General features: G+C 62.9%; 27 protein-coding genes. 9 read left to right on the forward strand and 18 right to left on the reverse strand.

The annotated features are described in order from the left end of the window. Window positions 1-5: 5 nt before the first annotated feature. On the forward strand, window positions 6-338 hold the full coding sequence (locus K1X12_RS15745) for a hypothetical protein (protein WP_220988555.1): 333 nt from the start codon (window positions 6-8) through the stop codon (window positions 336-338). On the opposite strand, the gene K1X12_RS15750 is transcribed toward K1X12_RS15745, so the two are convergent. Genes K1X12_RS15750 through mutL form a run of 3 tightly spaced genes read right to left on the reverse strand, consistent with a single transcriptional unit; the run spans window position 321 to window position 4,150 of the window. After that, window positions 321-1,562 (reverse strand): serine hydrolase domain-containing protein, encoded by a 1,242-nt coding sequence (locus tag K1X12_RS15750; RefSeq protein ID WP_220988556.1) that lies wholly within the window; start codon window positions 1,560-1,562, stop codon window positions 321-323. The genes K1X12_RS15745 and K1X12_RS15750 overlap by 18 nt on opposite strands. 9 nt (window positions 1,563-1,571) lie before the next feature. Then, complete coding sequence (locus K1X12_RS15755) at window positions 1,572-2,240, reverse strand: HAD family hydrolase (RefSeq protein ID WP_220988557.1); 669 nt, start codon at window positions 2,238-2,240, stop codon at window positions 1,572-1,574. A gap of 5 nt (window positions 2,241-2,245) precedes the next feature. Further along, window positions 2,246-4,150 (reverse strand): DNA mismatch repair endonuclease MutL, encoded by a 1,905-nt coding sequence (gene mutL, locus K1X12_RS15760; RefSeq protein WP_220988558.1) that lies wholly within the window; start codon window positions 4,148-4,150, stop codon window positions 2,246-2,248. Between the two features lie 206 nt (window positions 4,151-4,356). Here mutL and K1X12_RS15765 point away from each other — a divergent pair, with 206 nt between their 5' ends. Beyond that, entirely contained in the window at window positions 4,357-4,911 is a 555-nt protein-coding gene (locus K1X12_RS15765) for a c-type cytochrome (protein ID WP_220988559.1), read from the forward strand. Window positions 4,912-4,915: 4 nt separating this feature from the next. On the opposite strand, the gene K1X12_RS15770 is transcribed toward K1X12_RS15765, so the two are convergent. The 5 genes from K1X12_RS15770 to K1X12_RS15790 form a co-directional block, all read right to left on the reverse strand. Continuing rightward, on the reverse strand, window positions 4,916-5,620 hold the full coding sequence (locus tag K1X12_RS15770) for a hypothetical protein (protein WP_220988560.1): 705 nt from the start codon (window positions 5,618-5,620) through the stop codon (window positions 4,916-4,918). Window positions 5,621-5,742: 122 nt separating this feature from the next. Then, window positions 5,743-6,108, reverse strand: coding sequence for a hypothetical protein (locus tag K1X12_RS15775; protein WP_220988561.1), 366 nt, complete (start codon window positions 6,106-6,108; stop codon window positions 5,743-5,745). 369 nt (window positions 6,109-6,477) lie between these two features. Continuing rightward, window positions 6,478-6,987: a DUF1543 domain-containing protein gene (locus tag K1X12_RS15780; RefSeq protein WP_220988562.1), complete on the reverse strand. Its 510-nt coding sequence runs from the start codon at window positions 6,985-6,987 to the stop codon at window positions 6,478-6,480. Between the two features lie 238 nt (window positions 6,988-7,225). After that, window positions 7,226-7,720 (reverse strand): MarR family winged helix-turn-helix transcriptional regulator, encoded by a 495-nt coding sequence (locus tag K1X12_RS15785; protein ID WP_225908008.1) that lies wholly within the window; start codon window positions 7,718-7,720, stop codon window positions 7,226-7,228. A 264-nt stretch (window positions 7,721-7,984) separates the two neighbouring features. After that, window positions 7,985-9,049, reverse strand: a complete 1,065-nt coding sequence (locus K1X12_RS15790; protein ID WP_220988563.1) for an enoyl-CoA hydratase/isomerase family protein — start codon at window positions 9,047-9,049, stop codon at window positions 7,985-7,987. Between the two features lie 125 nt (window positions 9,050-9,174). Here K1X12_RS15790 and K1X12_RS15795 point away from each other — a divergent pair, with 125 nt between their 5' ends. Then, window positions 9,175-9,462, forward strand: coding sequence for a PilZ domain-containing protein (locus tag K1X12_RS15795; RefSeq protein WP_220988564.1), 288 nt, complete (start codon window positions 9,175-9,177; stop codon window positions 9,460-9,462). Between the two features lie 44 nt (window positions 9,463-9,506). Here the strand turns inward: K1X12_RS15795 and K1X12_RS15800 are convergent, their stop codons facing one another. Then, window positions 9,507-10,346 carry a TauD/TfdA dioxygenase family protein gene (locus K1X12_RS15800; RefSeq protein ID WP_220988565.1) on the reverse strand — a complete coding sequence of 280 codons (840 nt, stop codon included), beginning with the start codon at window positions 10,344-10,346 and terminating at the stop codon, window positions 9,507-9,509. Between the two features lie 112 nt (window positions 10,347-10,458). Continuing rightward, window positions 10,459-11,040, reverse strand: coding sequence for a TetR/AcrR family transcriptional regulator (locus K1X12_RS15805; protein ID WP_220988566.1), 582 nt, complete (start codon window positions 11,038-11,040; stop codon window positions 10,459-10,461). 55 nt (window positions 11,041-11,095) lie between these two features. Between K1X12_RS15805 and K1X12_RS15810 the strand changes: the two genes are divergently transcribed. Then, window positions 11,096-11,905, forward strand: a complete 810-nt coding sequence (locus tag K1X12_RS15810; RefSeq protein WP_220988567.1) for an amidohydrolase family protein — start codon at window positions 11,096-11,098, stop codon at window positions 11,903-11,905. 2 nt (window positions 11,906-11,907) lie between these two features. On the opposite strand, the gene K1X12_RS15815 is transcribed toward K1X12_RS15810, so the two are convergent. Continuing rightward, complete coding sequence (locus tag K1X12_RS15815; RefSeq protein ID WP_220988568.1) at window positions 11,908-12,459, reverse strand: cytochrome b; 552 nt, start codon at window positions 12,457-12,459, stop codon at window positions 11,908-11,910. Window positions 12,460-12,502: 43 nt separating this feature from the next. Next, window positions 12,503-12,892 (reverse strand): globin, encoded by a 390-nt coding sequence (locus K1X12_RS15820; protein ID WP_220988569.1) that lies wholly within the window; start codon window positions 12,890-12,892, stop codon window positions 12,503-12,505. A gap of 169 nt (window positions 12,893-13,061) precedes the next feature. Between K1X12_RS15820 and K1X12_RS15825 the strand changes: the two genes are divergently transcribed. Further along, window positions 13,062-13,910: an SDR family NAD(P)-dependent oxidoreductase gene (locus K1X12_RS15825; protein ID WP_220988570.1), complete on the forward strand. Its 849-nt coding sequence runs from the start codon at window positions 13,062-13,064 to the stop codon at window positions 13,908-13,910. A gap of 3 nt (window positions 13,911-13,913) precedes the next feature. On the opposite strand, the gene K1X12_RS15830 is transcribed toward K1X12_RS15825, so the two are convergent. Continuing rightward, window positions 13,914-14,894, reverse strand: a complete 981-nt coding sequence (locus tag K1X12_RS15830; RefSeq protein WP_439649740.1) for a glycerophosphodiester phosphodiesterase family protein — start codon at window positions 14,892-14,894, stop codon at window positions 13,914-13,916. A gap of 205 nt (window positions 14,895-15,099) precedes the next feature. Next, window positions 15,100-16,239, reverse strand: a complete 1,140-nt coding sequence (locus K1X12_RS15835) for an isobutyryl-CoA dehydrogenase (RefSeq protein WP_220988572.1) — start codon at window positions 16,237-16,239, stop codon at window positions 15,100-15,102. Window positions 16,240-16,299: 60 nt separating this feature from the next. Between K1X12_RS15835 and K1X12_RS15840 the strand changes: the two genes are divergently transcribed. Beyond that, a complete protein-coding gene (locus tag K1X12_RS15840; RefSeq protein WP_220988573.1) occupies window positions 16,300-16,845 on the forward strand; it encodes a GNAT family N-acetyltransferase in 546 nt (181 codons plus the stop codon). 29 nt (window positions 16,846-16,874) lie between these two features. Beyond that, the gene (gene hemB / locus K1X12_RS15845) at window positions 16,875-17,873 is read left to right on the forward strand and encodes a porphobilinogen synthase (protein WP_220988574.1); all 999 of its coding nucleotides are present in this window, start codon (window positions 16,875-16,877) and stop codon (window positions 17,871-17,873) included. 75 nt (window positions 17,874-17,948) lie between these two features. Here hemB and K1X12_RS15850 read toward each other — a convergent pair whose 3' ends face one another. Further along, a complete protein-coding gene (locus K1X12_RS15850) occupies window positions 17,949-18,386 on the reverse strand; it encodes an FKBP-type peptidyl-prolyl cis-trans isomerase (RefSeq protein WP_220988575.1) in 438 nt (145 codons plus the stop codon). Window positions 18,387-18,586: 200 nt separating this feature from the next. On the opposite strand from K1X12_RS15850, the gene K1X12_RS15855 reads away from it, so the two are divergent. Next, window positions 18,587-18,940, forward strand: coding sequence for a hypothetical protein (locus K1X12_RS15855; protein ID WP_220988576.1), 354 nt, complete (start codon window positions 18,587-18,589; stop codon window positions 18,938-18,940). Between the two features lie 15 nt (window positions 18,941-18,955). On the opposite strand, the gene K1X12_RS15860 is transcribed toward K1X12_RS15855, so the two are convergent. From K1X12_RS15860 to K1X12_RS15870, 3 genes are read right to left on the reverse strand one after another with little or no spacing between them, the layout of a single operon-like run. Continuing rightward, window positions 18,956-19,390 carry a DUF1801 domain-containing protein gene (locus K1X12_RS15860; protein WP_369426142.1) on the reverse strand — a complete coding sequence of 145 codons (435 nt, stop codon included), beginning with the start codon at window positions 19,388-19,390 and terminating at the stop codon, window positions 18,956-18,958. Window positions 19,391-19,402: 12 nt separating this feature from the next. Beyond that, entirely contained in the window at window positions 19,403-20,413 is a 1,011-nt protein-coding gene (locus K1X12_RS15865; protein WP_220988577.1) for a TIGR00341 family protein, read from the reverse strand. 4 nt (window positions 20,414-20,417) lie between these two features. After that, window positions 20,418-21,281, reverse strand: a complete 864-nt coding sequence (locus K1X12_RS15870) for an NAD(P)-dependent oxidoreductase (RefSeq protein WP_220988578.1) — start codon at window positions 21,279-21,281, stop codon at window positions 20,418-20,420. Between the two features lie 180 nt (window positions 21,282-21,461). Between K1X12_RS15870 and K1X12_RS17130 the strand changes: the two genes are divergently transcribed. Further along, on the forward strand, window positions 21,462-22,094 hold the full coding sequence (locus K1X12_RS17130; protein ID WP_304608261.1) for an OmpA family protein: 633 nt from the start codon (window positions 21,462-21,464) through the stop codon (window positions 22,092-22,094). The last annotated feature ends 49 nt before the right edge of the window (window positions 22,095-22,143 follow it).

The raw sequence follows: 22,143 nt of genomic DNA on the forward strand, positions 1-22,143 counted from the left end.
CATCCATGAAGCTGATCGCCGCCCTGATCCTGCCTGTTTCCCTCTCGCTGGCCGCCTGCGCCGCGCCGATGCCTGGAACGCCGATGGTGGGCGGACCTTGCAGCTACGCCTTCATGACGACCATTGCGACGGTCAGCCGCGTGCTGGATGAAGACATCGAACTGGTCGATGCGGAAGGCCTTACCTTCTACAAGCCGCTGGATGAGTTTGATCCGGTCCCGGAGGTTGGTGCGCGGTTTGAAGTGGCCAAGCGCTATATCACGCAGGGCAGCTGCACGCCCTACGGTTTCGAAATCACGAGGCCCGCACCGGAAGAAACTTCAGAGAGCGGCGAGTAAGCCCTCCGCCGCCGCCCAGAGCGGAGCGGTTGCCTCCACCATCACCGGATGACGCGGCGCGCGGGCCGTGCCCGCTTGGGACGTGCCCGTAACAGCAAAAGCGATTTCGGCGTCGAGCGCAGGCGCGTGGAAGGCGCCGGAATAAAGTCCGTAGGCTTCGCCATGATGGCCGATGAGCGTGACGCCGGGAATGGGCGAGGCGGCCGCTTCATGCACCTGCGCGCCCGCTGCGAACGTCTCGAAATAACCTGCTTCATCATCGCCATTGGGCCAGGCCGCATCATGGCGCCAGAGAGGCGTTGCCAAAGCGGGGACCGCTGCGGCTGCGCGAGCGAGCGCAGCCATGTCCAGAAGGCTCGCCCGCAGGCCGCCCTGCGGGCTGAACAGCGTACCATTGGTACCGGTTTTATAGTCAGCGAGCGAATAGCCATCCTCGATAAGCACAGCTGGCTTCAAGGCGGTCAGCGCGCCGGGCCCATCCACTTCCACCTGCCATCCTTCCTCCGCCGCGCGGCTGTAAAGTGTCGCGCCAAGGCTGCGCTGTGCCAGCGAAACGCCTGACCAGTTGAAGCCAGCGTCAAGGCCAAGGGGGCCAAGCACCTCGCGCGCAGCCAGACGATCAAACCGAACGCCGGTCTGCACCTCAAGAACATGTGCGGCGAGGCCATAGCCGAAATTGGCATAGCGGAAGCCTTTGCCAGGCACCCCCCAATCGGGCGTGCGCCACATGCCTTGCGTGAACAGGTCTTCCGTGCGGCCCGGCAGGGCGCGCCAGTAAACGTCCGGGTCTTCCAGCCCGGCTGTATGGCTGAGCAGGTGATTGAGCGTGATGGCCGCATCCGGGAAATGCGGATTGATGAGCGCCGGGGAAAACATAGATCGAATGTCTGCATCCGGATCGATCCCCCCGGCGGCGGCAAGACGATGGACGGTGAGGGCCACCGCTAGCTTTGAGACAGACGCAATCCGCATCGCCGTGTCAGGCGTGAAGGAAACAGCGCCTGCCTCGCCGCCGGCGCCCTGCGCGCGGCCTTCGGCATGCGCGAATATGATCTCTCCATGCTGGCGCACCACGAGCCCTGCGGCGGGCACGATGGCGGAAAGAACGAGATCCTCAATCCGGCGGCGCGCAGATGACGCGGGAATATGCAAGGCGCCCCGATGGGCGCAGGCAGCAAGCGCGAGGCCGGAAAGGCCAGTGAGAACGGAGCGGCGGTTGATCATGCTGGCAAGCTAGCGCCCGCGCAGCGCGGTGGCAATTTCGGCATGCGTGGCATAGACCGCATGTGCCCCCGCATCGGTGAGACGCGCGGCAAGCTCCGCATCGGCATGGCCACCACCGGTAAAGCCCCAGGCGGTCATTCCGGCCGCGCGCGCCGCTGTCACGCCATTGACGCTATCTTCAATCACAAGGCAGCCTTCCGGCGCCGCCGAAAGTTTCTCCGCTGTCAGAAGGAAAAGATCAGGCGCGGGTTTGCCATGCGTCACGAGATCCGACGAATAGATATGCGGCATGAAGAGATCGTGGAGGCCGGTAATTTCCAGCTTGCGGACGAGCTTTGCGGCTTCGGAGGATGAGGCGACGGCAAGCGGCCCGCCAAATGCGGCGACTGCGTCGGCAACGCCTTCAATAGCGGTCAGCTCCGCTTCATAGCGCGCCCAGTTGTTTGCCTGCAATTGCTGCCCGAAGCCTTCCGGAAGCATCACGCCAAGGCGCGCCGCATCCGCAGCCAGGGCTGCGTAAAAGTCCCGGTTATGCAGGCCAACGAAGCGGGAGACGAAGGCTTCGAACCCGTAATCCAGGCCCCAGCTGCGCAGCAGATCTCGCTCGGCCTGAATGGCAATCGCTTCGGAATCGACCAGCACACCATCGCAATCGAAAATCAGGGCGCTGAATTCCATTCGTCCTATCCTCTGCGGCCGAACAGGCGCTCAATGTCTGCCAGCTTCAGTTCTACATAGGTGGGCCGGCCGTGATTGCACTGGCCGGAATGAGGCGTTGCCTCCATCTGGCGCAGCAGGGCGTTCATCTCGTCTGCCGCGAGGCGGCGCCCGGCGCGGATGGAGGACCGGCAAGCCATGTTGCCCATCACTTCCTCAAACCGTTCAGACAGGGTGAGCCCGGCCTCATACTCAGCAAAGTCGTCCGCCAGATCGCGGATGAGGCCGGCGGCATCCATCTCGCCAAAGAGCGCGGGCGTTGCGCGTACGGCGACTGCGCCGGGGCCAAAGGGTTCGATCTCGAGGCCCAAGGCCGCGAGTTCCTCGGCGCGGGCAGTGACGCGATCGGCTTCGTCTTCTGACAGCTCAACGATATCCGGGATCAGCAGAGCCTGACGGCGCACACCGCCTTCGGCCATCTGCCGCTTCATCGCCTCATAGACGAGGCGCTCATGCGCAGCATGCTGGTCAACGATGACGATACCGTCCGCCGTTTGAGCAATGATATAGGTTTCATGAACCTGCGCGCGGGCCGCGCCGAGCGGATACTCCGCCAGCGCGCCGGGCGCGGGGAGCGGGGCGTTCACCACTTGCGCGGCGGGCGCTGCTTCCGGGGCGCCAGGCTCCGGCACAAAGACGCGCGGCGCGTAAGGCGCATCCGCTGCGTCTTCCTCGACATGGCGCGGCGCATAGGATTGCGGCGGCATCACCGGGCGCTGGACATAGCCGCCCGTCTGCGGCGCCTGCCAGAGGAAGCCCGCCTGCGGCTCGGGCTCGGCGCGCGCCTTGCCGAGTGCGTAACCGGCAACGGTTGTGGAGGCGCGGTGACCGGCAGCGGCCAGCGCATGGCGTAGCGCCGAAACCATAAGCCCGCGCACGCCGCCCGCATCGCGGAAGCGCACTTCGGTCTTGGCCGGGTGGACGTTCACGTCCACGCCTTCCGGATCGAGATCGACAAACAGGGCCACCATCGGATGGCGATCCCGCGCCAGGAAATCCTGATAGGCGGCGCGGACAACGCCCGTCAGCATCCGGTCTTTCACCGGGCGGCCATTGACGAACAGGAACTGCATCTGCGCATTGCCGCGATTGAGCGTGGGCAAGCCGGCAAAACCGGATAGGCGGACGCCCTCGCGGGTTGCGTCGACCGAGACGGCATTGTCCGAAAACTCCCGGCCCATGATCGCGCCGAGGCGTTTCAGCCGGCCCGCATCGCCTGCCGCTTCGCCGCCATAGCGGAAGAGGTTGCGGCCATTGCTTTCAAGGGTGAAGCCGATTTCGGGATTGGCCATGGCGAGCCGCTTGACGGCATCGGTGACGGCCATCGTCTCGGCGCGCTCGCCGCGCATGAATTTGAGACGCGCAGGCGTTGCGTGGAATAGATCGTTCACGTCGATGCGCGTGCCGGTCGCGCTGCGGCCTGTGAAGGCGGCGGGACGGGGACCATCCAGGCGGCCAGCCTCGGAGAAGATCTCGGCCGCCTCTTCACCGGCGGCGCGCGAGACGATGCGCATGCGGCTGACCGAGGCGATGGAGGGCAACGCCTCGCCCCGAAATCCCATGGTGAAGATGTTGAGCAGGTCCACCCGGCCTTCGGTATCGGGCGCGAGCTTGGAGGTGGCGTGACGCTCCAGGGCAATCAGCAGATCGCCGGCGGAGAGGCCGCAGCCATCATCCTCGATGGTGATGCGCTTCAGGCCGCCTTCCTCAATCGAGATGGCGATATTGCGCGCGCCGGCATCAAGGGAGTTTTCCACAAGCTCCTTCACGGCAGCAGCAGGACGCTCGACAACCTCACCAGCTGCGATGCGGTTGACCACATCGGCAGGGAGTTTGCGGATCGTCGGGCGGGGATAAGCAGAATCAGCCATGGGCCGGAAAGACTAGCTGATCGGGAGAGCGCTGTCCTCAATTGCGCTGCGCCCCGCCCGCCTGATTTGACGGCCCGGCTCAGCGCCTTGATTGTGCGAGCTTTCCTGCAAACTGCTGGCTGCGACAGGCTGGCGGTTGAGTTTGCCCCGCAGGAAGGCAAATATGTCCGTGCATTTATCCCGCCAGATACAAGGTATTGAAACCGATGCGCTTTTCCGCTGCCGCCTCGATCGCCCTGATTGCCGCCCTCGCCCTTGCTGCCTGCGGCGGCTCCGGACCTGCGCCGGAAGCGCCTGCCGAACCGGCCGCCTCCACCACCCCGGCAACCACGGCGGCGCCTGCCACACCAGCCGTCGCGCCGGGCGAGCCGAGCCCGGAATTCGCCAACCTGCCCGCCCCTTACAACACCGCCAATTACGCGGTCGGCGCGCGGACCTGGAAACTCTGCCAATCCTGCCACCTCACCCAGGAAGGGGCGGGGAACCTTGTTGGCCCGAACCTGCATGGCATCTTTGGCCGGCAGGTCGCTGCGGCGCCTGACTTTGCCTATTCGCCGGCCCTGGCCGCCGAGAGCTTCATCTGGACTCCGGAACAGCTCGACCACTGGCTGCAGAACCCGCGTACCTTTGTGCCGGGTAACCGGATGAGCTTTGCCGGCGTCCGCAAGGAAAGCGACCGTCTGGGCGTGATCGCCTATCTGATGATCGAGACCGGCTACCAGCCCGAGACTGCCCCGGCAGAAGAAACCGCTCCGGAATAAGCGCTCAGCGCTTCATCACGACAGCAACCAGAACGGCGTTTTCATTGAAGGCTCCGCCGATCTCTTCCCGGTAACCGAGGGAAAGATCGAAAGATCTGAAATGAACGCCCAGCTGGGTTTCGGTTTTCACCGAACGATCGCTGATCTTGCTTTCTTCAAACCAGATTTGCTGGCCGATGAAGATGCGGTCTGTCAGATCCTGACCATAGCCCATTTCGATCCGTGTGCGGCCACACTGATCTCCCTGCGAGAGATGGGCGACATCGCTGAAGATGTAGAACGCCTTTTCCCGGTAATAGCCGGACCAACCGCCCCCAAGACGCGTTTCAAAGCCAGCGCCCTCACAAAAGATGAGGCCGCTGGCGGCGCTGCCATTGAGCGTGGCACCGTGGAAGACGCCGACTTCGGCGCCGGCGGTCCAGCCCTTGTAGCTGCCGAACGTGCGCCGGGCGGTGAGGCGCCAGTTTTCCTGATCGAAGGCCGGAGCATCGGCGTATTTCACCGCCTCATTCTTCAGGGTGAGCGTGGTTTTCGAGGTGAGGCCGTATTCGCCATAGAGGTCGGCCCGCCAGCCTTCGACGCCGTTGAGGCTGTCGCGGGCGACGAGGCCGCGGGCATACCAGCCGCCATCCTCCTGCACCCAGGGCGCCGCTTCGGCAATGCCGGACGCCGTGGCGCCGACCGTAATGACTGAGATAATCCCCCGCATGAAACTACCTTATGGAGAAAATTCCACAGGGTGAAGCCTTGTTTTTGTTTGAGGCAGCGCCGCTGGCCGGAACGCACGCTTTGGGGCGTGGCCGGTGGGGTGTGCTGCGGGTTGGCGGGCGCTTAGGACGTGTCGGGGGCGTGCCCGCTGATCCTTCGACTTCGCTCAGGATGAGCTTCGGGAGGTGGGGCGCCTGAGGCGTCCCCAAAACGACAGGAAAACTCCAGCGGGGCCTGGGCGAGGTTCGTCGGGAGATCGGATTCCCAGCGGGGATCGCTCCATTCCGGTTTCGTGCGTTCGGGCTTTTTATAAGCGCGCCAATGGTCGCCGACGCTGACGATGTGGATGCGGCCCCATTTGGTGACGGCGATGAGGAGGGTGCGAAGCTCGACATCCTGCCGTTTGAAGATCGCGCGCAATTGCAGCCAGAGGTATGGCCAGAAGACTGGCAATACGTGGGCGTAGAGGCGGGCGATCTGGGGTGTCATGAGGCTGAGTATATGTCAGCCGGCGGAGGGGGGGATACGATTTCCGGAAAGCGCGGAGTTGCGGCCGGTTTGACGGGATTTTTTGTTGGATAGGGAGCCCGCCCATCCTTCGACTTCGCTCAGGATGAGCTCCGAAATGCTGTGCCCAAGAAGCTCATCCTGAGCGAAGTCGAAGGATGGGCGGGCTTTGCTGGGTCCCGGTCTTCGCTTGCAGCGAAACCGGGATGACGGAGCCGAGAGGGCGGAGGCCCTCACCCCGGCCCTCTCCCGGAGGGAGAGGGGGCGGGTTGCATCCTGCCGAAAAGGGGACGCGCCGTGTCAGACTGTGTCTTTTTGAGGCATTTCAGGGACAGTTTGGGACACAGTGGATCACAGTTTGATATAGTCCGATACGATGCGGGACGGGTGTGTGCCGGGCGCGGGATGGTCGAGGCGAAGGTGCCAGCCTTCGGCTTCGAGGAGGCCGTTCACGTCGATCATCTCGTCGATGGAGACGAAGTTGTCTTTATGGCGGCTGGTCCATTCCGGCGAGAGCGCGCGGGCGCGGCTCCAGACTTCGGCTTTGTCTGCCCCGGCGAGGAAGAGGTAGTTGTGCTGCTCGCCGAAGAGGCCGGGCGTGTAGCCACCCAGGTTCACAAACCAGAGGCGGCGCGCAGGCGGCGCGGATGGGCGGCCGGGGACGACCTCCACCTGCCAGCCATCGACCTCGGTAAGCTCGGCATAACCATCGATGTGAAGCGAGGAGGGATTGCCCCACCAGCCTGCACGCAGGGCCGGGATGGTCGCCTCAAGGCTTTCGCCGACCACGGCGCGCAGATCGTGCACCTCGATATTGGCGCGGGGATGATCGCCCCCGACGAAGACGGCATAGAGTTTCATGGGCGGGCCTGCGACTGCGGGAAAACTGCGATGGCATGTAAAAGGATTTTGCCGGCGGGCAAAGCCCCCTTCTGGCCCCCTATTACCCCCCTATCGGCCTTCGCCAGCCGGAACGGTTATCCGCCCACAGACAAAAGAAAACCCCGGAGCGCCCCATCTGCGCTCCGGGGTTTCCCCCATTTGCCCCTTGGGCATCCTGCCCCGCCTTGCAGCGGGCCGGATGCTTCCCCCAAAGCTCTTAGAGACGATAACGGATCTGGTCGGACCAGAAACGCTCAAGACGCGAGATGGTCTTGTTGAGCTGGGACAGATCGTCAGCGCGGACGCTGGCGGTCGGCTCAAGCGCAGTTGCCTGCTTCTCGAACAGTTTCTCAACCCGTGCACGGACTTTTTTGCCGCGCTCCGTCAGACGCAGCGTTACCGTGCGCTTGTCGTCTTCCGAACGGGTTTGAACGAGGTAGCCACCTTCCTGAAGTTTCTTCACGTTGTAAGAAAGGCTCGTACCGGCAAAGGCACCGCGGGCACGCAGGACCGAAGCAGGCGCTTCCCCTTCGCCAATCTCGTAAAGGAGCAGAGCCTGAACGCCGGTCAGCGACCGCTCGCCACCACGCTCCAGATCATCCTTCACAACATCATGGAGACGGCGATGTGCCTGCTCCAGAAGCGAAAGCGACTTCAGGAAAGATTCGCCAATTGTGCCGTTTGCAGTTTCCTGCATGTCCATCATCATCATATTCACCACCACTCAACTTTTACTCAACTTTTGTTGTAGTTTGAGTAGATTTACAGGAGCGGGCCTAATAAATTGATAAGCACAACACGGTTTCAAATGATGTTGGTAAACAAATCAGAGAATTCATTAACCGTTACTTCCCCGTAACGGGTTTTGCCGCCTCTTTCCGTTTCATTTCGGCACAACTTGCAGAAAAAAGCCGCCCGGAAAGTATCCGGGCGGCTTTTGTCTTATGAATTACAGATTAGTCGGTCGCAGTATGCTTTATTCCGGGAATGTCAGCTCATCAGCGCCGAGCGGCGCGAAGTAACGCGCGACATCTTCATCGGAGACATCTTCTATACGCGCGGGCGACCAGACGGGCGCATTGTCCTTATCTATAATGACAGCGCGCACGCCTTCCTGGAAATCGCGGCTCTGGACCTTGCGCCAGCCGATGCGGAATTCCATGCGCATGTTGTCTTCAAAGCTTTCCAGCTTTGAGCCTTCGCGCAACTGGCGCAGCGAGACCTTCACCGTTTCGGGCGACTTGCTGCGCAGGGTGACGGCTTCGCCTTTTGCCCAGTCGCTCGAGTCCGCCTCAAGGCAACGGACGATCTCTTCAGCGGTTTCCTTGCCGAAGCAGCGGTTCAACGTTTCGAGATGGGCCGCAAAGCCCGGCGGGGGCACCTTGCGTGAGACCGCGGCGAGGATGGCGTCGAGACGCGCCTGCGCGTCCGCAGAGAAATCAGCCGCTTCAAGCCGGGCAGCGAGGGCGGGCAATTCCTCCGAGGGAAGATAATGTGTGGCAACACCGCAGGCGGCGACATCGGCGCCCTTGAGGCGCGCGCCTGTGAGGGCGAGCCATGTGCCGACCTCGCCCTGCAGGCGCGGGAGGAACCAGCCGCCACCAACATCCGGGAAGAGGCCGATGCCGGTTTCGGGCATGGCAAACAGCGTGCGCTCTGTTGCGACGCGGTGGGAGCCATGCACGGAGAGGCCGACGCCGCCGCCCATGGTGACGCCATCGAGAATAGCCAGAACCGACTTGGGGAAGGCTTTGAGCGCAGCGTTCATGCGATATTCGGTGCGGAAGAATTCGCGCGCCTCGGATGCGTCGCCCGCGCCGCTTTCGGCAAGCATGCGAATGTCGCCGCCCGCACAGAAGCCGCGTGTGCCTTCCTGATGGTCAATCCAGACCAGATGGATTGCGGGATCGTTTTTCCAGGCCGTGAGGGCGGCGAGGATGCCGGCACACATAGGCGTGTTGAGGGCGTGGAGAGCTGACGGACGCGTCAATGTAATACGGCCGATCCCGCCGACACTCCGGATAAGGACTTCTTCGCTCATTAAACCCCTCCCTAGGCGTAAAAATGAATTAACTTGAATCTATTGAATTAAACCGATGCCTTTTGACCGGATTTTACCTGTCCGTGACATGTTAGATTTCCAACAGCGATCTTCTGGCCATCCCCATGACCCAACCTCGCCATCAAATCAACCATACGCCGTTCATGCAGTATAACCGGCGTGGGCAGCGCATCCGCGTGGAAGGAAAGGTGTATGTGCGCCTGGGCCTGTTCAAGCGGCTGGAGTGCGAGTTGCGCGACATTTCGCCCGGCGGGGCACGCATCTGCCTGCCGGAGGGCGTGTCGCTGCCCGACGAGTTCCAGATGACGCTGCCGCAGTTCAAGTATCCGCGTACCTGTATGAAGCGGTGGCAGAGTGGCCGCGAAATCGGCGTCGAATTCCGGATGGATTGAGGCCCCCACGGCCCGCTTACGGGCCGGGGCGTAGCTTACCTACTTCAATTCAGCGCACAGCCTTCGATGGTGATACGGTGCATCAGGCGCCGCTCGCCATGATAATCATTCATCGCCCAATGCCAGGTGGAGCGGTTGTCCCAGAAGGCAACCGAGCCTTCCCGCCATTTGAACCGGTGGGCGTGATCGGGCTTCATCGCATGGGCATAGAGGCGCGAGAGCAGCGCGGATGACGCCTCTTCGTCATAACCATCAATCCGTATCGTGAAGGCCGGGTTCACATAGAGCGCCTTCTTGCCGCTGAGCGGATGGGTGATGACGACGGGGTGGGTCACGTCCTGCAGCGCGTCGGCGGCTGAAGTATTGCCGATGCGGCCATCAGTATCTTCATTGGCTTTATAGAAGTTATTATCGCCCGATCCGAAGATATGCTTGGCGGAATGGACCGCGCGCAGGGTTTCAATCTCTTTCTTTGTGGCTTCGTCCAGTGTTTCGTAGGCCGTATACATGGAGGCAAACCATGTATCGCCGCCGGCATCCGGCAACTGGCGCGCGACGAGAACCGACCCCATGGCAGGCTCGGCATCATAGGAATGGTCCGTATGCCAACCGCCGCCGATATTCGACTTCTGTTCCTTCTCCTTCAGCACCAGCGCAATTTCCGGATAACGCTCATGCGCGAGGAAGAAGCGGTTGATGTTGATCGGGCCGAAGCGGCGCGCAAAGGCGATATGGTCATCCTCGCTCAGCGACTGGTCGCGGAAGAAGATGACGCCATGATCGGCATAGGCGCCCTGGATTGCGGCGAACTGGTCAGCGGTGAGATTGCGGATGTCGACGCCTGTAATCTCAGCGCCGGCGCCTGCCAGCGGGGTGACCTGCATGTTTTCCTCCCTGCCCGCCTTGTGCATTCCGGCGGGTCGTCAGGAGGCGATTATGCCGCCGTGGGCGAAATTGGCAATAAGGCTGACTAAAGAGTGACTGCGGTTTGCGCTGTCAGCCAGCCCGCAGGATGGACCGCACAGCCCCATCGGCGAGCTGGCGCGCGCTGGCTGAGGGCTTCCTGGTGGCGCGGCCATCCAGCCAGCCCCGGCAGACAAGCTGGGCCGGGCCAATCAGGAATGCTGCGAACAATTCCCCCGACAACTCATGCAGACGGCCTGCCGCAACCCATGGATCGCGCCAGGCCGAGAGCGCAGCCCCGAAACGCTGGTTTTCGGCCCCCTGACGATCGCGCACGAGTTCGCGCCATTCGGCCTGCACATGCCGGAACATAAGGAGCGCCGCCGGCCGGTTTGCCTCCACCCATTTCAAATGGGCCAGGACCAGAGCGCGCAGCCCTTCCTCCGGCGCGGGATTGCCCGCAACGGCTGCGATCATCGCATTATGGTAACTCGACAGGCAGTCGATCCAGAGATGGGCGGCAAGCGCATCCTTGGAGGCGAAAGCATGAAAGAAGCTGCCATTGGAAACGCCCGCACGGGCGCAGACCGCGGCCACGGTCAACCCGGCGAAGCCATCGGCATCGAGAATCTGGCGCGCGGCCAGCATGATCTTTTCGGCGCTTGAAATCGACATATTGGAGTGATACTCTAGAGCGTTACTCTAAACAATCCATCAACGGAGCCGCCCGGTGATCATCGATGCCTGGGGACAACACCCGACACTCAGACATTCCCAGGACCCGATCTTCGACTCCCTGCGGCGATGGAACCGCCAGACATCGGCCCCGCAGACAGCCCTGCCCGTGGAGCGGACCCTGGCCGCCATGGATGCAGGCGGCGTCGACAGGATGCTGATCAGCGCATGGTACGCCCCGCGCAATGTGATGATCTCCAATGATGAAGTTGCAGAATTTGTCGCCCAGTCCGGCGGCCGGTTTGTCGGGGTCGGCTCTGTCGACATTTCAAAGCCCTCGCTGGCGCTGAGGGAGGTTCGCCGCTGCGTCGAGGAGCTGGGGTTCAAGGCAATTCGCGTGCTGCCCTGGCTGTGGGAGACACCGCCGACCGACCGGCGCTTCTATCCGGTCTATACTGCCTGCTGTGAAACCGGTGTGCCATTCTGCACACAGATCGGCCATACCGGGCCGTTGATGCCCTCTGAGCCCGGCCGACCGGTCTATCTCGATCAGGTTGCCCTGGACTTCCCCGAACTGGCCATCGTAGGCGGCCATATCGGCTATCCGTGGACGGACGAGGCCATTGCCGTCGCGACCAAGCATGAGAACGTCTATATCGATACCTCTGCCTATACCGTGAAGCGGTATCCCGATGCGCTGGTGAAATTCCTGAAGACCAACGGGCGCAACAAGGTGATGTTCGGCACCAACTATCCGATGATCACGCCGGGCAAGGCCCTGGAGGGACTGGACGAGATGAACCTGGAAGAAAGCACGCGCGCAGCCTTCCTGGGAGGGACGGCGGCACGCGTGTTCGGACTTTAGGATCAGGCCGCCTGCTTGCTGCTGATCATGCGGGCGAGTGTGGCGTCCTTGTCCAGCAGCGCGTGCTTCAGGGCGCCGAGGGTGTGGGCGAGGATCAGGGCCACGAAGGCATACGGCACGAGACCGTGGAGGCTGCGCGCGAATTGCTGGATACTCTCCACCTTCGAGAAGCCCGGAATGGAGAAGAGACCGTAGATGTCGATGGCGCGGCCGCCGAAGAGCGACATCAACACGCCCGAAAGCGGCATGGCGAGAATGCAGAGGATGAGCCCCCAATGCACCGCGCGGGAGGCCGCTGCCTGCCAGGCCGGGACACCGGCGACCGGCGCGGGGAAGCCCTCGCGGAAGCGCCAGACGATGCGCCAGAACGCAAAGACGAGCAGGACCGTGCCCGTTGCCTTGTGCAGGTCGCGGAGCGGGCCGGCCTGCTCGCGCGTCAGCAGATCGAAAGCGAGCGTGAAGCCGACGGCCAGCATTCCCAGATAGAGCAGCGCGCCAAGCCAGTGATTAAGCCGCGAGATGCCGCCGAAGGTGCCGTTCGTCTTGTCGCTCATATGGGATGCCCTCTGCTGATCGCCCTGACGGCAGATTAGAGGATCAATCGATGGCGGCAATCTCCTGAAGAAGATTTGACCAGGCCGTCTCGTCTTCGCCTGTCCATTCATCAGCGAGGAGTTCGCGGAATGTGTCGCGGATGACGCCGAACATCAGGTCCAGGTCTGCCTCCACGAGGCCGTAGCCTGTGTGGCTGAAGCGCGCCGACGAGATGATGACGCGCTGGGAGGGCTCGCCCTCCAGGAGGCCGAGGATGGCATCAAAACAGGTCTGCACCATGGAGCCGCGCACGCCGCCGTCGGTATCCATGTCAAACAGCGGTTCGAATTCCGGGCGCAGTTCGAAGAGGCGCTGATAGATCAACGGCGCGGGATCGGCGCATTTCTCGGCGGCACGCTCAAAGGTCGCGTAGATGGTTTCTGTATCCGGCATTGTTCCTCCCCGGTGTCATTTTTCCACGACTGAAACCAGACTTCGGGGCTCTTGCAACAGGTAGTTCCCCTGATTGACTCGCCCGAGGTAACGCAGCGTGAGCCTGCCCGCTCGATTGCGCGGCCCCATGGCCAGGCGCATGATCGAAAAAAACCAAGGGAGGAAACCAATGAAGAAACTGGAGGGAAGAACCGCGTTCGTAACCGGGGCCGCGTCCGGCATCGGCCTCGGCATCGCCACGGCACTGGCGCAGGCGGGCGTGAAGGTGATGCTGTGCGACATCGAGAAGGACGCGCTGGACAAGGCTGTGGCAGGCCTGCGCGCGACCAATGCCGATGTTGACGGCGTGGTGGCGGATGTGTCGCTCAAGGACAATCTGCAACGCGCCGCCGATGAAACCATCGCGCGGTTTGGCAAGGTGCACATTCTCGTCAACAATGCCGGCGTGGGCGGCGGGGGCGATTATGGCAGCTGGAACGATGCGGGCTGGAACTGGGTGATTGGCGTCAATCTGATGTCGGTCGTCTGGGGCATCGAGATATTCGGGCCGCTGATCGAAGCGCATGGCGAGGGCGGGCAGATCGTGTCCACCGCCTCCATCGCCGGCATGATCGCAGCAACCAACCCCTCCTATGACGTGACGAAGTTTGGCGTTGTAGCCCTTTCGGAAGGCTTGCGGCCGAAGCTGGCCGCGCGCGGTATTGGCGTTTCGGTGCTGTGCCCCGGCATTATCCGCACCAATATTCTCGACTCGCGCCGCCATATTCCGGGCCGCTTTGCCGGGCAGATCCCAGAAACGGAAGCAGATGGTCCGGGAACGGAGATGTTGCAAACCATCACCAACGCCATCGCCAGCGGGATTGACCCGCTCTATGTCGGCGAGCTGGTGCGCGAAGCGATCGAGGGCGACTGGCCGCACATCTTCACCGACTTGCAGTTCGAGCCGTATATCGAGGCACGTTTTGCCGCGATCAGGGAGGGGTTTGACCGGATACGGGACCGGGTGCCGCGACACTGACGCCTATGGCTGGGCCGGAAGCGCGGGGCCGGTGATCTCGATCCGGTCTGTCCAGACATAGCCGCCGAAGCCTTTGGGGACTTTGCGGAGCTGCTCAGGCGTGTCGGTGCCGGGCGTGCCGTCATTGCCTGTGCCGCCGGGCGTTCCGAAGAGGATGACGGTGGAGCCAGCCGCATTCATGCGGGCCTCGAAGGCGCGGGGCCAGCCCCAGATCAGCGGCGCATACTCAACGGGCATGAGGACGAGTGTGTTCTTGCAGCTATCGGGCACAAAGCCCGACCACCCCATAAGCAGATAGTCGATCAGGCAATCTTTCGCGCTGCCCTTGGTGAAATGGTTCATGTCCGGAATGCGCTCGACCAGGGCGTCCACCGGAATGGGCCCGCCATAGACGCCCCAGACCTGCGCGCGCCAGCGGGGGGGGGGTTCCTCCAGCATCTCTGCCAGCACGCGGCCTTCGACGGGGCGGCGGCTTTTGAAGTTGATGAGAAAGCGACCTTCAGGGAACGCATCAAGCACTTCGGGAAGCGATTTGATCATGCCGACGCCCTTGCCGCGCAGCGGGAAGGTCTGCCCGTCATCTGCGGTGTAGCCGTAGCCTGCGTCCAGTGTACGGATGAGGCTCATGGGCGTCTTGTTGGTCTGGCCTTCTGCCTCTGTGCGGCACTCCAGGGTCCAGTCATGGAAGACAGCAAATTCGCCATCGGAGGTCAGGTGAACGTCAATCTCGATGATCTCTGCCCCGGCCTCGAAGGCGGCCTGCATGGAGGGCAGCGTGTTCTCGATAAATTCATGCGTCGGCGGATCGATGCGGATCGCGGTACAGGTGTCCCGCTCCAGATCGACGCGGTGATAGGTCTGGTGGACGCCGCGATGGGAAATGAAGCGGGGCGGACCATCGGAGGCCGGCGGCGTGAACAGGCTGGTGTTGCGCAGCCAGAGCGCGGCGATGAGCACGCAGAGGACGATCAGGATTTTCTTCAGCATGTTTTAGCCCCGCGATTGATGGGCGAGGGTTTTGCCGAAGAAGACGGCGGGATAACGGCGGGTTTGGGATTGTTTGGGGTGGAGGCGCACGCGAGGCGACCTATCGCCCGAAGGATGCGTCGCCCCCTCACCCCAGCCCCTCTCCCAAGGGAGAGGGGTGAGGCGCGTCTAGCCGGGCTGTTGGGGACCGGAGGGCGGCGCCCTAGCCCTTCAGCATATCCCGGCTGATGATGACGCGCATCACTTCGTTTGTGCCTTCGAGGATCTGGTGGACCCTCAGATCCCGGACGATGCGTTCGACGTGGTAATCGGCGAGGTAGCCATAGCCGCCATGGATCTGCAGCGCGTCGTTGGCGACCTTGAAGGCGGTGTCGGTGACGAAGCGTTTGGCCATGGCGCACCAGCGGGTGGCGTCTGGCGTTTTGCGGTCGAGGCGGCCGGCGGCTTCGTAAAGCATAAGGCGGGCAGCCTGAAGCTCGGTTTCCATGTCGGCGAGCTTGAATTGGGTGTTCTGCAGCGCGGCGATGGGCTTTCCGAACTGCTCGCGCTCTTTGGCGTACGCGACGGCCTTGTCCAGCGCGAGCTGGGCGCCGCCGAGGGCGCAGGCGGCGATGTTGAGGCGCCCGCCATCGAGGCCCGCCATGGCGAAGCGGAAGCCGTGGCCTTCCTGCCCGATGCGATTGGCGGCGGGCACGCGGACGCCATCAAGGATGACCTGACGCGTCGGCTGGGATTTCCAGCCCATCTTGCGCTCATTGGCGCCGAAGGAGAGGCCCGGCGTGTCTTTCTCGATGATGAAGGCGGAGACGCCCTTGGCGCCATCTTCGGAGGTGCGCGCCATGAGGACGTAGACATCGGACGTACCTGCGCCGGAGATGAATTGCTTGGTGCCGGTGATGACGTAATCGTCGCCATCCTTGACGGCCTTGGTCTTGAGGCTGGCGGCGTCAGACCCCGCGCCCGGCTCTGTGAGGCAGTAGGAGGCGATCAGCTCCATGGAAGTGAGGCGCGGGAGCCAATGCTGGCGCTGGGCGTCCGAGCCGAACGTGTCGATCATCCAGCTCGCCATATTGTGGATGGAGATGAAGGCCGCGGTGGAGACATCGCCATAGGAGAGCTGCTCGAAGATCAGCGCGGCGTCTGTGCGCGTGAGGCCGGAGCCGCCGACTTCTTCCTTCACATAGATGCCGGCAAAGCCAAGTTCGGCCGCCGATTTGATGACATCGACAGGGAAATGACTGTCCCGGTCCCAGGCTTCGGAATGCGGGCCGAGCTTGTCAGCGGCGAATTTGGCCGCCATGTCGGCGATCATCTGCTGCTCATCCGTGAAGATTAGGCTCATTGGCTCGGCCCTCCGATTGTCTTAAGTCTTTGGCCCCGCTTGTCGTTTGAGGCCCTGTCCATGTCAATCCGACGCCCGCCTGCCGGGTATATGATCACCGGCGCGGCGCCGGAGGAAATTCCGGCGCTGATCGAGATAGACCTGGCGGCTGGCAAGGTGTTTGAGGGGACCGGGCTGCTGCCCGAGGCGCAGCTGGGCGATCATGTGCCGGCCGATGTGCTGCGCGAGGCGATGCGCAGCGGGCATTTGCATGTGGCCCGCCACGGCCAGGGCGAGCTGGCCGGCTTTGCGCTGACTTCCGTGCGCGAGGGCTGGCTCTACCTCGACCAGATCAGCGTGGACCCGGCGCATGGGCGCGGCGGCGTGGGCAGCGCGCTGATGAGCCGCGTGATGCTGGAAGCCAAGGACCGGAGCCTGAAGCGCGTGACGCTCTCCACCTTCCGCGATCCGCCCTGGAATGGCCCGTTCTATCGCAAGAACGGCTTCAAGGAGCTGCCCCGGAAGAAGATGGAAAAATGGATGATCGAGATTGAATCGATCCAGGATGATAACGGCCTGATCGTGCGCGACCGGTGTTTCATGGCGCGGCGTTTGGGCTGGTTGTGAAGGCGCCGGAAGAGGCGCAAGGAGCGGATATGACACAGTTTCCACAATCCTTTCCCGGAACCCGCATGCGGCGCCTGCGCCAGGCCCCCTGGACGCGCAGCCTCGTGGCGGAGAATGTTCTCACCCCCGCAGACCTTGTCTGGGCCGTGTTCGTGCATGATGGCGAGGGCCGCGTGCCGGTGAAATCCCTGCCCGGCGTGGACCGCCTCAGCGTGGCGGAAGCCGCCCTGACGGCCAAGCGCGCCAAAGCGCTGGGCATTCCGGCGATTGCGCTGTTCCCTTACATCGGCCCGGAGGGCAAGGATGAGGAAGGCACCGGCGCGCTCTCGCCCGACGGCCTTGTTCCGCGCGCGCTGAAAGCCATGAAGGACGCAGCGCCGGAAGTGGGCCTGATTACCGATGTGGCGCTTGATGCGTATACGGCGCATGGGCATGACGGCCTGCTGGACCCGGACGGGACCATTCCGAATGATGCGACCGTGGAGCGGCTTGTGGAGATGGCGCTTACGCATGTGGGCGCGGGCGCAGATGTGGTGGCCCCTTCGGACATGATGGACGGGCGCATTGGCGCCATCCGCTATGCCTTCGAGGAAGAAGGCTTTACCAATGCGATGATCCTGGCCTATGCGGCGAAATATGCGAGCGGCTTTTACGGGCCTTACCGGGAAGCCATCGGCTCTGCCACCGCCCTGAAGGGCGACAAAAAAACCTATCAGCAAGACCCCGCCAATTCGGACGAGGCGCTGCGCGAAGTGGCGCTGGACCTTGCCGAAGGCGCCGACATGGTGATGGTGAAGCCGGGTCTTCCGTATCTGGACATTGTGCAGCGCGTTTCCAGCACCTTCGGCGTGCCGACGCTGGCTTATCAGGTGTCCGGCGAATACGCGCAGATCATGGCCGCCGCGCAGAATGGCTGGATCGACGGCGACCGCGTGATGATGGAAAGCCTGATGTGCTTCAAGCGCGCGGGCGCGAGCGGGATCATCACCTACTTTGCGGAAAAGGCGGCGGAGAAGCTGGGCGGGTAAGCCCCGCAGTCACCGTCAAAAAAATACCCCCGGACACGCGCTTTGCGCATCCGGGGGTATTGAAAAGCAAAAAACCTACGCGGCCGCGTCGATGGCCATGAGTTCGATGTCGAAGATCAGGTCTTGCCCGGCGAGCGGGTGGTTGGCGTCGAGCGTGACGGAATTTTCGTCCGACGCGACGATGACGACCGGAATGACCTGACCATTCTGGGCCTGCATCTGGAGGCGCGTGCCGACTTCCGACGGCACATTGTCCGGAAACTCCGCCTTCGGAATATCCTGACGCATGGACGGGTTGACCGGGCCATAGGCTTGGTCACACGGCACGTTGACGGTTTTCTTGTCGCCCACGGCCATGCCGGGAATGGCGACATCGAGGCCCGGAATGATCTGGCCGGAGCCGACCTGGAAGGTCAGCGGGTCGCGGCCGGCAGAGCTGTCGAAGGTGGAGCCGTCTTTCAGCGTGCCGGTATAGTGGATGTGTACGGTGTCACCGTTTTTGACCTGGGTCATGGGAAATCCAATCGTTCTTGAGGAGTGTTTAAGTCGGCCAGACCTTGCGCGCGGCGCGTCTTGCATGAATCGGAGATGAACAAGGTAGGCGCTCGCGGCCGGATGTAAACCCACAGGCAGGGAATCTGCGTTCCTTCGTTTCGCAGGGAGGCGGGCTGGGGTAATCTCGCCGGGATATTCACAAGCTCCGGAGACGAACCATGTTCCGTTCTGTTATTGCCGCAGCAGCGGTCGCCTGCCTCGCCCTGCCCGCCGCAGCCGACTTCGATCCCGACCGGCTGGCGACGTGTATGAAAAGTAACACAACGTCGGCACTGAAAGCGAATGTGAAGCAAGTCATGGTTCACGCGCTGCAAGAGCAGAAGCAGGAAGCCAATACGGCGCTGATGAATTTCAGCCTCAACGCGCTGGCCATTGCGACCTCGCAATGCGGCATGAGCTTTGCCGACGTGCAGAACCCGAAATTCGAAAGCGCGGTGGAAACCTATGCGCAGCTTCTGGGCGAGGAAATCCTGAACGACGCCATCACGATGCTGGACATACCGGCGTTCTGAGATTTCGCCGGGGCGCTATTCGTCCCAGGTCTGATAATTCTTCCGCATGTAGGCGACGCCGTCCTGCACGATCTCCTCCAGGACGGACATGTCTATATCGGAGAGCTTGTTGATGTAGAGGCAGGACTTGCCGAGCTTGTGCTTGCCGAGGCGGGCGAGCTGGGCGGCCTGATCCTCGTAGCCGGGCATGATGTAGAAGACGAAATTGGCCTTGCGGGGGCTGAAGCCGGTGAGCATCGCTTCGCCGGAATGGCCGCTGTCATAGGTGTAGGCATAGCGGCCGAAGCCGATGATGGAGGGGCCCCACATTTTCGGCTTGAGGCCGGTGACCTTGCTCATCCATTTGAGGGCCACCTGCGCGTCCGCCTTGCGGGAGCCATCTTCCATCGCGGCGATGAAGCCTTCGGGGCTGAGCTCCGTCTGCTTCGTTTTAGCTTCGTACTTTGCCACCTGCCCGCTCCTTCAGTTGCCGATGTCGACAGTCTGGCCAAGGTCGAGCAGCAGGATAAGGGCAATCGACACAAGCAGGAAGATGCCCGAGAGCGCCGCATTCAGCCAGACTGCACGGTCTGCATGTTGCTGTTCGATCCATGTCCGGGGACGGATCTTGCGCAGGCGGAAGACGATCAGCGCCGAGAGGATCAGCGCGGCCACATTGAGGCTGAGCAGCAGCGCAGCGCGCAGGGCCAGCTGCCATTCGCCATAGCCAAGGAACAGGCCGAAGGCGGCGCCCGGTGGCAGCAGGGCCGCAGCGACCATGACGCCGACGAGCGCCGAGGAGGCGCCGCGCGTGACCGACAGCGCCGCCGCCCCGCCCGCCGCCATGGCGAGGGCCAGGCCATCAAGGCGCACTTCCGCGCGGGACATGAGTTCCCGGCTTTCCCAGTTGGGCGGCATGATCATCGCGAGGGCAAACGAAACGGCCAGCGCAATGCCGATCCCCGCCAACAGCGTGAGGATACCGCGCCGCAGCAGCGCCAGCTCGCCTAGCGCGGCGCCCATGGCAAAGCCGAGGATCGGCCCGAGCAGAGGCGCAATCACCATGGCGCCGATGACTGCCGCGACCCCATCCGACACCAGCCCGATGGCCGCCACAATGGTCGACAGGATGACCATGACGATGAAATCGCGGTCGAGCTTGGCGCCACTGGAGACCTGCACATACAGCTCTTCGCGCGTATTCTGCTGGCGGGCGTTTTTCTTTTCGTCTTTCGGCTCGGGCAACTTCGGGATTGTGACATCGAGCGAAGCGACCGTGATGCGCCAGTTCTTGCGATCTTCCAGCACTGACTGGAGGTTGTCCAGCAGGGACTGGGCCGGCCCATCGCGCATGTAGACCTGGATCAGCCGCCGGTCTTTCTGTTCGGGCTGGAGAACCAGATAGTCGAAGGGATCTGCCGCTTTTACCACCCGAAGGGCAATGTCGAAGGCTTCGCCATCGGCGAGGTGGATGTCGACGCGGCAAATGCCCATTCGGTCAGTCCTTCCGGTTGAGGCGGGCGATCAGGCTGGAGGTATCCCAGCGACTGCCGCCCATGGCCTGAACATCGGCGTAATACTGGTCCACCATCGCCGTGAGGGGAAGGCTTGCGCCATTCTCGCGGGCCGCGTCGAGCGTGATGCGGAGATCCTTGCGCATCCAGTCGACTGCGAAGCCAAAATCGAACTTGCCATCGGTCATGGTTTTCCAGCGGTTTTCCATCTGCCAGCTTTGCGCGGCGCCGCCGGAGATCGCGGCGATGACTTTCTCCGCGTCGAGGCCGGCCTTGTCGGCAAAGTGGAGGGCTTCAGCGAGGCCCTGGACGATGCCGGCGATGCAGATCTGGTTGACGGATTTGGCAAGCTGGCCTGCGCCGCTGGGGCCAATGAGGGTGACGGCGCGGGCGAAGGCATCCATTACGGGCTCGGCCTTGGCGAAGGCGTCTTCCTCGCCGCCGCACATGATGGTGAGCTTGCCGTTGACGGCACCGGCCTCGCCACCCGAAACCGGCGCGTCGATGAAGTGGGCGCCCTTCGCGCGGCAGCGGGTGTCGAGATCGCGGGCGAGCGCGGCGGAGGCCGTGGTGTGGTCGATGACGGTCATGCCTGCGCCGAGGCTCGGCTCGAAGGCATCGAAGACGGCGCGCACATCCGGATCATCGCCAAGGCACATGAGGACATATTCGGCGCCGAAGACGGCGGAGGCGGGGTCTTTGGCGACCTCACCCTTATGCGCGGCCGCCCAAGCGGCGGACTTCGCCGCGCTGCGGTTCCAGACGGTGACCTGGTGGCCGACCTTCGCAAGGTGGCCCGCCATGTGGAACCCCATCACCCCAAGACCCAGAAATGCGGTGCGTGCCATGCCAATCTCCTCATGAATTCAGGGCCAATTAGAGCGAATTTCAAAGAAATCCCACCCCTCGCGAAAGCGTGGCCTTCACCACGACCTGCTACACCGGCCTCATCCATCAGAAGGATCGGACGCAAAAGAGCAATGGCATTCGCCACGACCTCTCGGCGGCAGACGGGCAGAAGGCTCGTCATGCCTGCTCGCAAACAGGGCACCTGGAAGCTGGCCTATGCCGACTTCCTGACGGCCCTCGTTGCGTTTTTCATGCTGCTCTGGCTGGTCAGCGGCGTTTCGCGGGAAGACCGCGCGGCGATTGCCGCCGAGTTCACCGGCAACCGCGTGACGGTTTCGCAGAGCACGCTGCTGGCAGCGTCGGAAGCCGACAGGCTGATCGAAAATCTGACACTTTCGGGCGATCTGGCGACTGCCGGTGAGAGCGTGCGCTTTGCCGCTGACGCGGCAGGCGTGCGGATCGAACTGGTCGATACGGCAGGCCGCCCCCTGTTTGAGACGGGCAGCGGCGCGCTGACCGAAGATGGCCGGGCGCTGGTCGCCTCTGCCGCTGCCGTGCTGGCGGGCACGCCTTTCCCTGTTTCCATCGAGGGCCATACCGACGCTTTCTCGATGGCGGGCAGCGGATATTCCAACTGGGAGCTTTCTTCCCAGCGGGCCAATGAAGCGCGCCGGGCGCTGGAAGCTGCCGGATTTGGCGCTGAGCGGGTGACGTCCGTAACCGGATTTGCCGATACGCGCCCGCTGGAAGCTGGCCAGCCCCACCTTGCCGCCAACCGGCGCATCAGCCTGCAGGTGCATATCGGCGGTTGATCTGTCACCGCCGGAGCACACCGGCGTTGCATTTTTGCAGCACATTCGC

It is taken from the genome of Hyphomonas sediminis (genome assembly GCF_019679475.1).
Classification (GTDB): domain Bacteria; phylum Pseudomonadota; class Alphaproteobacteria; order Caulobacterales; family Hyphomonadaceae; genus Hyphomonas; species Hyphomonas sediminis.

Coding starts and splice junctions, on each gene's coding strand:
- K1X12_RS15745 (WP_220988555.1), top strand. CDS start 6: ATGAAGCTGATCGCCGCCCTGATCCTGCCTGTTTCCCTCTCGCTGGCC.
- K1X12_RS15750 (WP_220988556.1), bottom strand. CDS start 1,562: ATGATCAACCGCCGCTCCGTTCTCACTGGCCTTTCCGGCCTCGCGCTT.
- K1X12_RS15755 (WP_220988557.1), bottom strand. CDS start 2,240: ATGGAATTCAGCGCCCTGATTTTCGATTGCGATGGTGTGCTGGTCGAT.
- mutL (WP_220988558.1), bottom strand. CDS start 4,150: ATGGCTGATTCTGCTTATCCCCGCCCGACGATCCGCAAACTCCCTGCC.
- K1X12_RS15765 (WP_220988559.1), top strand. CDS start 4,357: ATGCGCTTTTCCGCTGCCGCCTCGATCGCCCTGATTGCCGCCCTCGCC.
- K1X12_RS15770 (WP_220988560.1), bottom strand. CDS start 5,620: ATGCGGGGGATTATCTCAGTCATTACGGTCGGCGCCACGGCGTCCGGC.
- K1X12_RS15775 (WP_220988561.1), bottom strand. CDS start 6,108: ATGACACCCCAGATCGCCCGCCTCTACGCCCACGTATTGCCAGTCTTC.
- K1X12_RS15780 (WP_220988562.1), bottom strand. CDS start 6,987: ATGAAACTCTATGCCGTCTTCGTCGGGGGCGATCATCCCCGCGCCAAT.
- K1X12_RS15785 (WP_225908008.1), bottom strand. CDS start 7,720: ATGATGATGATGGACATGCAGGAAACTGCAAACGGCACAATTGGCGAA.
- K1X12_RS15790 (WP_220988563.1), bottom strand. CDS start 9,049: ATGAGCGAAGAAGTCCTTATCCGGAGTGTCGGCGGGATCGGCCGTATT.
- K1X12_RS15795 (WP_220988564.1), top strand. CDS start 9,175: ATGACCCAACCTCGCCATCAAATCAACCATACGCCGTTCATGCAGTAT.
- K1X12_RS15800 (WP_220988565.1), bottom strand. CDS start 10,346: ATGCAGGTCACCCCGCTGGCAGGCGCCGGCGCTGAGATTACAGGCGTC.
- K1X12_RS15805 (WP_220988566.1), bottom strand. CDS start 11,040: ATGTCGATTTCAAGCGCCGAAAAGATCATGCTGGCCGCGCGCCAGATT.
- K1X12_RS15815 (WP_220988568.1), bottom strand. CDS start 12,459: ATGAGCGACAAGACGAACGGCACCTTCGGCGGCATCTCGCGGCTTAAT.
- K1X12_RS15820 (WP_220988569.1), bottom strand. CDS start 12,892: ATGCCGGATACAGAAACCATCTACGCGACCTTTGAGCGTGCCGCCGAG.
- K1X12_RS15825 (WP_220988570.1), top strand. CDS start 13,062: ATGAAGAAACTGGAGGGAAGAACCGCGTTCGTAACCGGGGCCGCGTCC.
- K1X12_RS15835 (WP_220988572.1), bottom strand. CDS start 16,239: ATGAGCCTAATCTTCACGGATGAGCAGCAGATGATCGCCGACATGGCG.
- K1X12_RS15840 (WP_220988573.1), top strand. CDS start 16,300: ATGTCAATCCGACGCCCGCCTGCCGGGTATATGATCACCGGCGCGGCG.
- hemB (WP_220988574.1), top strand. CDS start 16,875: ATGACACAGTTTCCACAATCCTTTCCCGGAACCCGCATGCGGCGCCTG.
- K1X12_RS15850 (WP_220988575.1), bottom strand. CDS start 18,386: ATGACCCAGGTCAAAAACGGTGACACCGTACACATCCACTATACCGGC.
- K1X12_RS15855 (WP_220988576.1), top strand. CDS start 18,587: ATGTTCCGTTCTGTTATTGCCGCAGCAGCGGTCGCCTGCCTCGCCCTG.
- K1X12_RS15865 (WP_220988577.1), bottom strand. CDS start 20,413: ATGGGCATTTGCCGCGTCGACATCCACCTCGCCGATGGCGAAGCCTTC.
- K1X12_RS15870 (WP_220988578.1), bottom strand. CDS start 21,281: ATGGCACGCACCGCATTTCTGGGTCTTGGGGTGATGGGGTTCCACATG.
- K1X12_RS17130 (WP_304608261.1), top strand. CDS start 21,462: ATGCCTGCTCGCAAACAGGGCACCTGGAAGCTGGCCTATGCCGACTTC.